13 protein-coding genes are annotated in these 10,742 nt (G+C 61.1%); 4 read left to right on the top strand and 9 right to left on the bottom strand.

What is annotated here, in order from left to right:
* Positions 1-2 precede the first annotated feature (2 nt).
* Positions 3-428: a 50S ribosomal protein L17 gene (gene rplQ / locus FB009_RS31035; protein ID WP_011975188.1), complete on the top strand. Its 426-nt coding sequence runs from the start codon at positions 3-5 to the stop codon at positions 426-428.
* Positions 429-490: 62 nt separating this feature from the next.
* Here the strand turns inward: rplQ and msrQ are convergent, their stop codons facing one another.
* Positions 491-1,144 carry a protein-methionine-sulfoxide reductase heme-binding subunit MsrQ gene (msrQ, locus tag FB009_RS31030; RefSeq protein ID WP_127582091.1) on the bottom strand — a complete coding sequence of 218 codons (654 nt, stop codon included), beginning with the start codon at positions 1,142-1,144 and terminating at the stop codon, positions 491-493.
* Between the two features lie 2 nt (positions 1,145-1,146).
* Positions 1,147-2,088 (bottom strand): protein-methionine-sulfoxide reductase catalytic subunit MsrP, encoded by a 942-nt coding sequence (gene msrP / locus FB009_RS31025; RefSeq protein WP_011975190.1) that lies wholly within the window; start codon positions 2,086-2,088, stop codon positions 1,147-1,149.
* Positions 2,089-2,428: 340 nt separating this feature from the next.
* Between msrP and FB009_RS31020 the strand changes: the two genes are divergently transcribed.
* The 3 genes from FB009_RS31020 to sugE all read left to right on the top strand — a co-directional run bounded on the left by FB009_RS31020 (position 2,429) and on the right by sugE (position 5,607).
* Complete coding sequence (locus tag FB009_RS31020) at positions 2,429-3,826, top strand: DegQ family serine endoprotease (protein ID WP_011975191.1); 1,398 nt, start codon at positions 2,429-2,431, stop codon at positions 3,824-3,826.
* Positions 3,823-5,133 (top strand): replication-associated recombination protein A, encoded by a 1,311-nt coding sequence (locus FB009_RS31015; protein WP_011975192.1) that lies wholly within the window; start codon positions 3,823-3,825, stop codon positions 5,131-5,133. The genes FB009_RS31020 and FB009_RS31015 overlap by 4 nt, the downstream gene beginning before the upstream one ends.
* A 159-nt stretch (positions 5,134-5,292) precedes the next feature.
* On the top strand, positions 5,293-5,607 hold the full coding sequence (gene sugE / locus FB009_RS31010; protein ID WP_011975193.1) for a quaternary ammonium compound efflux SMR transporter SugE: 315 nt from the start codon (positions 5,293-5,295) through the stop codon (positions 5,605-5,607).
* A gap of 131 nt (positions 5,608-5,738) precedes the next feature.
* Here sugE and FB009_RS31005 read toward each other — a convergent pair whose 3' ends face one another.
* From FB009_RS31005 to FB009_RS30975, 7 genes are read right to left on the bottom strand one after another with little or no spacing between them, the layout of a single operon-like run.
* Entirely contained in the window at positions 5,739-6,524 is a 786-nt protein-coding gene (locus FB009_RS31005; protein ID WP_145162679.1) for an ATP12 family chaperone protein, read from the bottom strand.
* The gene (locus tag FB009_RS31000; RefSeq protein WP_011975195.1) at positions 6,517-7,182 is read right to left on the bottom strand and encodes an HAD-IA family hydrolase; all 666 of its coding nucleotides are present in this window, start codon (positions 7,180-7,182) and stop codon (positions 6,517-6,519) included. The genes FB009_RS31005 and FB009_RS31000 overlap by 8 nt, the downstream gene beginning before the upstream one ends.
* Positions 7,182-8,174: an RluA family pseudouridine synthase gene (locus tag FB009_RS30995; RefSeq protein WP_011975196.1), complete on the bottom strand. Its 993-nt coding sequence runs from the start codon at positions 8,172-8,174 to the stop codon at positions 7,182-7,184. The genes FB009_RS31000 and FB009_RS30995 overlap by 1 nt, the downstream gene beginning before the upstream one ends.
* A 38-nt stretch (positions 8,175-8,212) precedes the next feature.
* Positions 8,213-8,590, bottom strand: a complete 378-nt coding sequence (crcB, locus tag FB009_RS30990; protein WP_186447694.1) for a fluoride efflux transporter CrcB — start codon at positions 8,588-8,590, stop codon at positions 8,213-8,215.
* A gap of 10 nt (positions 8,591-8,600) precedes the next feature.
* On the bottom strand, positions 8,601-9,434 hold the full coding sequence (gene fghA, locus FB009_RS30985; protein WP_011975198.1) for an S-formylglutathione hydrolase: 834 nt from the start codon (positions 9,432-9,434) through the stop codon (positions 8,601-8,603).
* Positions 9,435-9,450: 16 nt separating this feature from the next.
* Positions 9,451-10,110 carry a DUF1345 domain-containing protein gene (locus FB009_RS30980; RefSeq protein WP_011975199.1) on the bottom strand — a complete coding sequence of 220 codons (660 nt, stop codon included), beginning with the start codon at positions 10,108-10,110 and terminating at the stop codon, positions 9,451-9,453.
* Positions 10,111-10,132: 22 nt separating this feature from the next.
* Positions 10,133-10,573, bottom strand: a complete 441-nt coding sequence (locus FB009_RS30975) for a YaiI/YqxD family protein (protein WP_011975200.1) — start codon at positions 10,571-10,573, stop codon at positions 10,133-10,135.
* Positions 10,574-10,742: the final 169 nt, after the last annotated feature.

Here is a 10,742-nt window from a genome sequence, read left to right as displayed (position 1 = left end):
CCATGCGCCACGGTAAAGCCGGCCGCAAGCTGAACAGAACCGCCAGCCACCGCAAGGCGATGTTTGCCAATATGGCAGCTTCGCTGATCGAGCACGAGCAGATCGTCACGACCCTGCCGAAGGCCAAGGAAATCCGTCCGATCGTGGAAAAGCTCGTCACGCTCGGCAAGCGTGGTGATCTGCATGCCCGCCGCCAGGCGGTTTCGCAGATCCGCGACGTTGCCGTTGTTGCGAAGCTTTTCGACGCGATCGCCTCGCGCTATGCCACCCGCAACGGGGGCTACCTGCGCATCATGAAGGCAGGCTTCCGTCAGGGCGACAACGCTCCGCTCGCCGTCATCGAATTCGTTGACCGCGATGCCGACGCCAAGGGTTCGAAGGACCGCGCTCGCGTTGCTGCCGAAGCCGAGGCGGCCGAAGCGGCCTGATTTCGTCAGAGATATCGAGAAGAGTAAAAGCGGCCGGATGATTGATCATCCGGCCGCTTTTGTCATTGGTTCGTTATCGGCTGGGAGCGCACAGGTCCTGCGCGTTCGCGGCGCCACCGGAGAAACCGTCTTCTGACAGCGCGCCAGGCGACGAGTACAGCTACGAGAAAAAGATACAGCATTTGCTCCGGGCCGACGACCTTTACCGCCATGGCGAAATGCAGCGCGCCGGCCGCGGCAATCACGTAGACCAGCCTGTGAATATGGCTCCATTTCTGTCCGAGACGCCTGATTGACCAGTTGTTCGACGTAACCGCCAGTGGAATGAGCAGCACGAGCGCTGCCATGCCGATCGTAATGAAAGGACGGCGTGCTATGTCGACGAGGATCGCCGAGAGGCGTAGCGTCTGATCGAGCACCGTATAGGTGAGGAAGTGCATTAGCACATAATAAAAGGCGAGAAGCCCCAGGGCGCGGCGATATCGAAGCCAGTTGACGCCGATAAGGTCGCGTATCGGCGTGATCGCCAGGGTGGCGATCAGATAGCGCAGAGCCCAGATGCCGAGCAGGTGCTCGAATTCCTTGACGGGATTTCCCGGGAGCCGGCCGGTGGCTCCCAGATAGAACGCCCAAATGGCCGGTGCGAAGCCGAGTATATAAAGTGCCCAGATCGAAGGACCGTGCAATCGCTTCGGCAGGGAAGGAAAACCTGGCATCGTCAGAAATTCGCCCGCAGGTCCATGCCGGCGTAGAGGCTCGCGACCTCCTCTGCATAGCCGTTGAAGGGGAGCGTATCCCGGCGGTTGGCGCCAAAGAATCCGCCTTCTCCGATACGGTTCTCGGTTGCCTGGCTCCAGCGGGGATGATCGACGTCCGGGTTTACATTGGCATAGAAACCGTATTCGTTCGGTCCGGCGAGGTTCCAGGTGCAGGGTGGCGGCGTTTCGGTCAGCGAAATGCGAACGATCGATTTGATCCCCTTGAAGCCGTACTTCCATGGCACCACTAGGCGGATGGGGGCGCCGTTCTGATTGGGCAACGTCTTGCCATAGAGGCCGACGGAGAGGATCGTCAGCGGGTGACGCGCTTCGTCGAGCCTCAGGCCCTCACGATAGGGCCACTCAAGCGGCTGGAAATAGCCGGATTGACCCGGCATCTCCTCGGGCCGGACAACAGTTTCGAAGGCGACATATTTTGCGCTCCCGAGGGGCTCTACCTTGTCGAGGAGCGCGGCCAGCGGGAAACCAACCCAGGGGATTACCATCGACCACGCCTCGACGCAGCGCATTCGGTAGATGCGCTCCTCGAGAGGGAAGGCCAGAAGTTCTTCCAGACCGAATTCCCGCGGCTTGCCGACCAGACCGTCGATTTTCATCGTCCACGGAGCCGGCTTGAAGTTTGCCGAGTTGGCCGCCGGGTCGCCTTTTCCTGTCCCGAATTCATAGAAATTGTTGTAGGTGGTCGCATCCTTTTCCGGCGTTAAGGCTTCGTCAAGCGTGAATTTGCTTGCGGAAGCTTCCAATGCTGCCGCGCGGCTCGCTCCGGGTGGGCCGAGCGCAAGGCTGCCAGCCGCGGCCGCGATAAAGGAGCGCCGATTGAGGAAGAAGCGTTCCGGTGTGATGTCCGTAGCGGCGATCTTCGGGACGCGCGTGCTGGGCATGGGTTCTCCTAAGCGTTATCAGGCTTTTTCTACTGTATGTTTCCTTTAATCGGATCCGATTGAAGGACAAAACATGCAGCAGATCAAAGTGCTACAGCGACCTTTGTGCGTCTGATAAGACGCACGGCGCTGTAGTGTACAGATGAGCAGAGTTTCGATCACCGGAAAAGCCTCGCAAGACCACGTTTTCGTGCGCGATTCGTGAATACGACCGGCATGGAGGTGCCTGCGGGTAACCGCGGCTTTGCAATCAGGAAACGCTGAATTGTCGGGCGGCAGGTTTGCCTTTTTTCGTACGAAATCCTATCTCACCTAGCAGCAATGAAAGGGAGACTGCTTCATGATCTTTGGCCACCGAGCCGCCGCGGCTATCGTCCTCGCAATTGCCATTTCGACGCCTGCGATGGCTCAGGATACCAGGACTGTGCCGCAGTCGCGGGCGGAGATGCAACTCTCTTTCGCGCCGCTCGTCAAACAGACGGCGAATGCGGTCGTGAACGTCTATGCCGAGCGCGCGGTGGAACGGCGGTCGATCTTTGCCGGGGACCCTTTCTTCGAGGAGTTTTTCGGTCAGCGGATGCCCAATCGCACCGAAAAGCAGTCATCGCTCGGATCAGGCGTGATCGTCGGCCGCAACGGCCTGGTCGTCACCAACAACCATGTCATCGATGGTGCCGACGATATCAAGGTGGCACTGGCCGACGGGCGGGAGTTCCCTTGCAAGCTTATATTGAAGGACGATCGCCTGGACCTCGCGGTCATGAAAATCCAGTCGGACGGCCCGTTCGACATCATCCCGATCGGCGATTCCGACGCGGTGGAAGTCGGGGACCTTGTGCTGGCGATGGGTAATCCTTTCGGTGTCGGGCAGACGGTCACGAGCGGCATCGTGTCGGCACTCGCCCGTAACCAGATTTCCAACGGGGATTTCGGTTTTTTCATCCAGACGGATGCAGCCATCAATCCCGGCAATTCCGGCGGGGGTCTGATCGACATGAAGGGCGAGTTGATCGGAATCAACACCGCGATTTTCTCAAGAGGCGGCGGTTCCAACGGTGTCGGCTTTGCGATCCCTGCCAATCTGGTCAAGGTTTTCGTGGCCTCCGCTGAAGGAGGCAATGGCTCATTCATTCGGCCCTTCGTCGGAGCGACCTTCGAACCGGTGACGTCCGACGTGGCCGAGGCGCTTGGACTTGAACGGGCGCGTGGGGCGCTGGTGACGGCGGTTGTCGCGGGCGGTCCGGCCGAGAGCGCCGGCATGCGCCCCGGCCAGGTGGTCACCGCCGTCAACGATATACCGGTCGAACACCCCGATGCGCTCGGCTACCGCCTGACGACGGTCGGGATCGGGCATGAGGCGCGCGTGACGGTTTCGGAGAACGGCGATTTGCGCGAAATCACCCTCCGGCTGGAGCGGGCGCCGGAAACTCAGCCGCGTGACGAACGGCTGATCGAGGGTCGCAATCCCTTCGCCGGCGCCGTGGTGGCAAATCTCTCACCCCGGCTTGCCGAGGAGTTGCGCATGCCGACGTCGCTGCAGGGCGTGGTGGTCACCGAGATCAATCGCGGCTCGCCGGCCGCTCGCATCGGCCTCGAACCGAAAGACATTGTTCGTTCTGTCAACGGCACCGCAATCGAGAGTTCGAAGACACTGGAAAGCGTCGTCGCCGAGGATGCTTCCTTCTGGCGTGTCGAGATCGAACGCAACGGCCAGATCATCCGTCAGTTCTTCCGATGAGCGACCTCTTCGCCCCCCATGAACCTCCTGAGATGGCCTCGGCAAGGCCACTTGCGGACCGGCTGCGGCCGCGTACGCTGGGAGAGGTGACCGGCCAGGAACATCTGACCGGCGCTGACGGTGGACTCACCCGGATGATTGCCTCCGGATCGCTTGGCTCAATGATCTTCTGGGGACCGCCCGGAACAGGAAAGACGACCGTTGCCCGTCTGCTTTCAGGCGAAGCCGGCCTTGCCTTCGAGCAGATATCGGCGATCTTCTCCGGCGTGGCGGATTTGAAGAAAGTGTTCGAATCGGCGCGCGCGCGGCGGATGTCGGGGCGCCAGACGCTGCTGTTCGTCGATGAGATCCATCGGTTCAATCGAGCGCAGCAGGACAGCTTCCTTCCGGTCATCGAGGACGGCACCGTGATTCTGGTCGGCGCCACGACCGAGAACCCGTCCTTTGAGCTTAACGCCGCGCTTCTGTCGCGCGCGCGCGTTTTGACGTTCAAACCGCACGATGAGTCTAGCCTTGAGGAACTCCTGAAACGAGCGGAGGCGGCCGAGGGAAAATCGCTCCCGCTCGACGGCGACGCGCGGGCGAGCCTGATCCGCATGGCGGACGGGGATGGCCGTGCCATACTGACACTCGCCGAAGAGGTGTGGCGGGCAGCGCGCCCGGATGAGCTATTCGATGTCGCGGCGCTTCAGGAGATCGTTCAGCGCCGCGCACCGGTTTACGACAAAGGTCAGGACGGTCACTACAATCTGATCTCGGCGCTCCATAAATCCGTTCGAGGGTCCGACCCCGATGCGGCACTCTACTATCTATGCCGCATGTTCGATGCCGGTGAGGATCCGCTTTATATCGGCAGACGCTTGGTGCGGATGGCGGTCGAGGATATAGGGCTTGGCGATCCACAGGCACTGGTGATCTGCAACGCAGCCAAGGATGCATATGATTATCTGGGCTCTCCGGAAGGAGAACTGGCTCTCGCCCAGGCCTGCGTCTATCTCGCGACGGCGCCCAAGTCCAACGCGGTTTATACCGCCTACAAGGCGGCGATGCGCGCCGCCAGGGAAAACGGCTCTCTTCTGCCCCCGAAGCACATCCTCAATGCACCGACGAAGCTTATGAAAGGGGAAGGCTACGGCGACGGGTATCGCTACGATCACGACGAGCCCGATGCTTTCTCGGGGCAGGACTATTTCCCTGAGAAGATGGGCAGAAAGACCTTTTACGATCCTCCGGAGCGCGGCTTCGAGCGCGAAATCCGAAAGCGGTTGGAATGGTGGAACAAGCTTCGGCGTGACCGCAATCCATGAGCATCAGTTCTCCCTTTTCCGCAAAGCTGCCTTGCCACGCAGCGCCTTGCTGGCCCCGCCGGCCTGTGGCATAGGTGTAGCACATCGCAGACGGCTGCACGGATCGTAGCGATCCGCACTTCCGCGGGGACGGCCTCGCTCCACAAGAAGGAGTTTGAAATGGCCTGGTTCACGCTACTGCTCGCCGGAATCCTCGAAATCGGCTGGGCGATTGGTCTTAAATACACGGATGGGTTTACGCGGCTCATGCCGACTGTGCTGACGGTCGGTTCGATGATCCTGAGCGTCGCCCTGCTCGGAATAGCGGTTCGTTCACTGCCGCTTGGAACTGCCTATGCGGTCTGGACCGGGATAGGCACTGTCGGGACCGTAATTCTAGGAATCGTGCTGTTTGCAGAACCTGCAACGGCCATGCGCCTCGGCTGCATCGGCCTCATTGTCGCCGGCATCGCCGGCCTGAAGCTGGTAGGCTAACCGGCTCCGACACCCGGCAAAATCCGCCCCTCATCCGCGCTGCCGCAACCGTCTCCGCGCCTGCGGCCGTCTACAAGGAGAAGGGTTTTGCCGCAGCCGGATGAAGGGCGAGCGCGCCATACCACTTCAGATCACTTCAGCGCGTCGAGCACGACCGCGGCCGCCAGCATTTCCTGCCAGCGGATTTCACGTCGCCTGAAGGCTTCCTCGTCGGTTCCCCAGTGCTCGATCTGCCAATCCTCGTCGACATGCGCTGCGGTCCATACCTCCTCGGCGGAGAGCCTGCCCATTGCGAGGGCAAGTGAGAGCAGGGCGGAGCCGGTCAAGCTGGTGACGGTGTGCAGGCAGGCAAGGCCGAGTGGCGTAGCAAAGGCGTTCAGGCCGCCGGCAAAGGCCGAGATCGCCTCGGCCGGTTGTTCCTGATGGATGACGCCTTCGACGAGAATAAACCGGGCGCCGAGTGTCCGGGCGGCCCAGTCGAGAACCGGATTCCATTGATCGTTCTGGCGAGCCACGAGTTCCTTCGGGCTGTCGGCCCGGTAGCAAAGGAGATCGCTGCCGGCGAAACGCAGAATATCGTCGAAGACTGCTCGCTCTTCGAGCGCAACTCCGTCGATCGCGGTGTTGACGAGCCTCGTGAGCGGCATTGCCGAAGGATCGATGACGTCCGCCTGGGCATCCCATTCGGCTGCCAGCAACTGGGCAAGCTTTTCCGAGGGAACGGCGAACGGCCGTTTTGCCGGGGTGCGCACCGGCCTGCCGTCGAGAAGGACTGCATATCCGCCGTCTTCCGCGGGCGTGGCGCTTGCCTGTTTATAGAAGCGTTTCGGCAGGGGCTTCTGCATCTGGATCTGGGCGCGGCGCACGGGGTCCTCGTGGCTCAGCGCGCCGCTCAACTCGTCGCGAATATCAGGCATGGTTAACGTCTATCCACTCGATTATGTCGGTCGGCACGCGGGCGATATGGTCCGCGCCGGAGGCCATCAACTCGGGAACGCTGGCGTAACCCCAGGCCACGCCCAGAGCATCCGCGCCCGCGGCCTTCGCCATCTGCATGTCGTAGATCGCGTCTCCGATCACGATCGTGTCGCGCGGGGCGACACCGGCTTCGTCGCAGCACTCCGTTACCATGGCCGGGTGCGGCTTGGATGGGCAGTCGTCCGCCGTGCGGGAGACGAAGAAAATCCTGTCGAAGCCGTGCGTCGCCGCGATATGCGTCAGCCCTCGCCTCGATTTGCCGGTGACGGCACCGATCAGCAATTCATCACGGCCAGCCAGGATCTTCATCATCTCCGCAATTCCCGGGAACAAAGCTTCGCTACAGCCTGGTTCGCCACGCACTGACGCGAATATAGATTTGTAATGCGCCGTCATTGCGGTCGCCCGGCTGTCGACGTGCTCCTGTCCCAGGAGCCGGGCAATTGCAATATCCAGTGTGAGGCCGATGATCGCCTTGGTCGCGTCCGATGTCGGGCGCTCCTCGTCGAAAGCCTCGAAGGTGCGGGCCATCACTTCGTGAATGAGCCCTGCGCTGTCGACGAGCGTCCCGTCGCAATCAAAGAGGACGAGCTTCATCACTCTTCCTCGTCTGCGGCGTTCTCCTCGAAGCCGAGCAGGTTCCAGCTCTGCATCATGTGCTGGGGCAGGGGAGCCGTCACCTTCAGCCTTCCTCCGTTCGGATGCGGAATGTCTATATGCCGTGCGTGAAGGTGCAGGCGGTTCTGCATACCACCGGGGAAGGTCCAATTGACGTCGGCTTCGAAATATTTCGGATCGCCGATAATGGGGTGGCCGATATGCGCGGCGTGGACGCGCAACTGATGCGTGCGTCCGGTATAGGGTTCCATTTCAAGCCAGGCCAGGTTCTGACCGGCCTGCTCGACGATCCGGTAAAAGGAGATGGCATGGTCGGCGCCATCCTCGCCATGCTTGGCGATCCGCACTCGGTCGCCGTCCGGCGTCTGTTCCTTGACCACCCAGGTGGAAATCTTGTCTTCGCGCTTGCGCGGCACGCCCCTGACCAACGCCCAATAGGTCTTTTTCGTATCGCGTTCGCGAAAGGCAGCGGTCAGTTGTTGCGCGGCACCGCGCGTCCGGGCAATGACGAGTACGCCCGACGTGTCGCGATCGAGACGATGGACCAGGCGCGGCTTTTCGCCCTTCTGGCTCGTCCAGGCCTCCAGCATCTTGTCTATGTGCCGATTGACGCCCGAACCGCCCTGTACTGCAAGGCCCGGCGGCTTGTTGAGCACGATGACCTTGGCATCCTCGTGAAGCACCATGCGCGACAGAAGCTCACCGTCCGGTGATTGACGCAGGTCGCGGCCTCCGATCGGTCCGGTTTTCTTTTCCTTGGGATCGACGCCAAGCGGCGGAATGCGGATGGTCTGACCGGGTTGTATGCGCGTATCGGACTTTGCTCGCGCACCATCCACGCGGATCTGTCCGGAGCGCAGCAGCTTCTGCAGCGGACCGAAGCCCAATCCGGGAAAATGCACCTTGAACCAGCGGTCGAGGCGCATGCCCGCCTCGTCGCTATCCACCTGCCTGTGTTCTATGCCCGCCATCGTGCAGAAATCCGCTTTCTATTCTTCAGAGGCTGGCTTTAGACCATTGCGCGCATCAGGGCCAGCCCGGCGAAGACCGCGAGGATCGAAAGAACCACGCTCGCGGCCATATAGGCGAGGCCGGTCGCCGGCTGACCGTGTTCTACGAGGGTGATTGCGTCGAGCGAAAAGGCCGAGAAGGTCGTGTAGCCCCCGAGCAGGCCAGTGATCAGGAACAGGCGCATATGCGCTGAAGCGCCCATCCTGTGCATGATGAGTTCCGCCAGAAAGCCGATCAGAAAAGAGCCCGTGACATTAATGAACAGCGTCCCCCACGGGAAGGCTGGGCCGGCGCGCTGCAGCATCCAGAGCCCGACAAGATAGCGCAGAATGGAGCCAAGGGCGCCACCCGCGCCGACGAGAAGGATGTTTCCGATCCCGTGCATGTCAGCCGAGCCTTTCTGCGTGCCACCTCAGATGGTCGTCCATGAAGGTCGAGATGAAGTAATAGGAATGATCGTAGCGCTCCTGCATCCGGAGCGTCAGGCCGATTCCGGTTCCTTTCACCGCTTCTTCGAACAGCCATGGGCGCAGACCGTTCTCGAGGAAGTTGTCCGCCTTGCCCTGATCGATTAGGAATTCCGGGAAGCGGGCGCCGTCCTCGACGAGGGCACAGGCGTCGTACCTGCGCCAGGGCGCCATGTCGGAGCCGAGGTATTTTTCAAAGGCACCGACCGACCAATCGGCGGAAGAAGGGGCGACGATCGGCGCAAAGGCGGAGCAACTTCTGAAGCGCTCGGGGTTTTTCAGGGCGATCGTCATCGCGCCGTGTCCGCCCATCGAGTGCCCAAAAATCCCCTGGCGGCTCATATCCGCGCGGAAATGCTGGCCGACCAGGGCCGGGAGTTCCTCGGTGACGTAGCTGTACATCCGATAGTGCTCGGCCCAGGGCTTCTCCGTTGCATCCAGATAGAAGCCGGCTCCCTTGCCCATCTGCCAGTTGGTCAGATCATCCGGGACGTCTGCTCCCCTGGGGCTCGTATCCGGGCAGACGACGATAAGCCCGAGTTCCGCAGCCATGCGCCGGTACTCGCCTTTTTCCATGACATTGGCATGGGTGCAGGTAAGGCCGGAGAGATACCAGAGAACCGGGCGAGGCTCCACGATCGCCTGAGGCGGGACGAAAACCGCAAAGGTCATTTCGCCTTTACAGGCGTCGGAATCATGAGCGAACACGCCTTGCATGCCTCCGAAGGCGGTGTTTTGCGAGATTACTTTCATTGTGTACTCCTGACAGTCATGGGGCGCCGCCGGCAAGCTGAACCGCGGCATTGACGGCGGCGGCAAGCAGCACCGTGTTGAAGAAGAACGAGACGATCGCGTGCACCAGGTTGACACGCCGCATTGCCGTCGTCGTGATGGCGACGTCGGAAGTCTGCGCTGTCATTCCAATGACGAAAGCGAAATAGAGAAAATCGTATCCGCCGGGGCTGTCGGTTTCCGGAAAGGCGAGACCTCGAGCGGGGCGATCGCTGTCTGGCTCGTGATGGCGCGCAATCCAATAGAGGTGAGCATAGTGCAGCCCTGCCATGGTGTGGACTGTCGCCCAGCCGAGCGCGACGGCGGTGAAAGCGATCGAGAGCTCAACCGCACCGCCATCGCCAGTGCGGTTGAGCGCGAGAAACAGAGCTACGAGAGAGATCGCCGCGGCTCCGAGCGTCACGAGAAAGATGATCGGCTCCGGCTCTCCCGTCTCGCGCGCATGAGTTTGGAGATAGCTGCCTGTAAGCTTGGGAAGTCGCAGTGCGTTGATCGACAGATAAATAAGGAAGAACAGTATCGCCGCCACCTCGATCGCCTCTGCGCGAAACAGCGCAAAACCGATCGGCAGACCGAGCAACCCACCTGTAAGGGCTAGGTAGAACGGCCAGTGCCGCAGGCCTGCCTTCCCATCCATTCGCCGCCTCCGTTCGCCCGTTCTACTTTTTTACGCGTCGGCAGAGGCGGTCAAGCGTTTCGAGAAATGCCGAACGGTCGCGGGAGGTGAGAGCAGCGTTATAGCCCTTGCTCTCGCCGGTTTCCCTGAGATGGGCCGAGAGATCGCGCATCGCGGATGCCATGCCGATATTCGTCTCGTCGAACACGCGCCCCGTCGGACCGGTAACGAGTGCTCCGGCACCGACGCAACGCACGGCAAGTGGCACATCGGCCGTCACAACAATATCATCTCCGCCGGCGCGTTCGGCGATCCAATCATCCGCGGCGTCGAAACTTGCCGACACGATGACATTGCGAACCATCGGATCACGTGAGGGGCGCAGGCCGGAATTGGCAACGAAGGTCACCTCGACTCCGTGGCGCTCCGCCACCCTGAGTATTTCCGGTTTTACCGGGCACGCATCCGCATCGACATAGATCATCATGGATAGCTTTCGAGAGGCGAAAAAGCGCCGGAATCAATGATCTCCGGCGCTTTCCTGATTCACGTTAGGAACTCAATAGAGGACCACGCTTCGAATGCTCTCGCCGGAATGCATGAGTTCGAACCCCTTGTTGATGTCCTCGAGCGGCATGGTGTGGGTAATCATC

Origin of the sequence: Sinorhizobium medicae (genome assembly GCF_007827695.1) — a bacterium.
Lineage (GTDB): Bacteria > Pseudomonadota > Alphaproteobacteria > Rhizobiales > Rhizobiaceae > Sinorhizobium > Sinorhizobium medicae.
The sequence above is the reverse complement of the archived record's forward strand: the minus strand, read 5'-3'. Positions and strand labels throughout refer to the sequence as shown.

What these genes read in the sequence shown, in the direction of transcription:
- rplQ (WP_011975188.1), top strand. Translation starts at nt 3, where the DNA reads ATGCGCCACGGTAAAGCCGGCCGCAAGCTGAACAGAACCGCCAGCCAC.
- msrQ (WP_127582091.1), bottom strand. Translation starts at nt 1,144, where the DNA reads ATGCCAGGTTTTCCTTCCCTGCCGAAGCGATTGCACGGTCCTTCGATC.
- msrP (WP_011975190.1), bottom strand. Translation starts at nt 2,088, where the DNA reads ATGCCCAGCACGCGCGTCCCGAAGATCGCCGCTACGGACATCACACCG.
- FB009_RS31020 (WP_011975191.1), top strand. Translation starts at nt 2,429, where the DNA reads ATGATCTTTGGCCACCGAGCCGCCGCGGCTATCGTCCTCGCAATTGCC.
- FB009_RS31015 (WP_011975192.1), top strand. Translation starts at nt 3,823, where the DNA reads ATGAGCGACCTCTTCGCCCCCCATGAACCTCCTGAGATGGCCTCGGCA.
- sugE (WP_011975193.1), top strand. Translation starts at nt 5,293, where the DNA reads ATGGCCTGGTTCACGCTACTGCTCGCCGGAATCCTCGAAATCGGCTGG.
- FB009_RS31005 (WP_145162679.1), bottom strand. Translation starts at nt 6,524, where the DNA reads ATGCCTGATATTCGCGACGAGTTGAGCGGCGCGCTGAGCCACGAGGAC.
- FB009_RS31000 (WP_011975195.1), bottom strand. Translation starts at nt 7,182, where the DNA reads ATGAAGCTCGTCCTCTTTGATTGCGACGGGACGCTCGTCGACAGCGCA.
- FB009_RS30995 (WP_011975196.1), bottom strand. Translation starts at nt 8,174, where the DNA reads ATGGCGGGCATAGAACACAGGCAGGTGGATAGCGACGAGGCGGGCATG.
- fghA (WP_011975198.1), bottom strand. Translation starts at nt 9,434, where the DNA reads ATGAAAGTAATCTCGCAAAACACCGCCTTCGGAGGCATGCAAGGCGTG.
- FB009_RS30980 (WP_011975199.1), bottom strand. Translation starts at nt 10,110, where the DNA reads ATGGATGGGAAGGCAGGCCTGCGGCACTGGCCGTTCTACCTAGCCCTT.
- FB009_RS30975 (WP_011975200.1), bottom strand. Translation starts at nt 10,573, where the DNA reads ATGATCTATGTCGATGCGGATGCGTGCCCGGTAAAACCGGAAATACTC.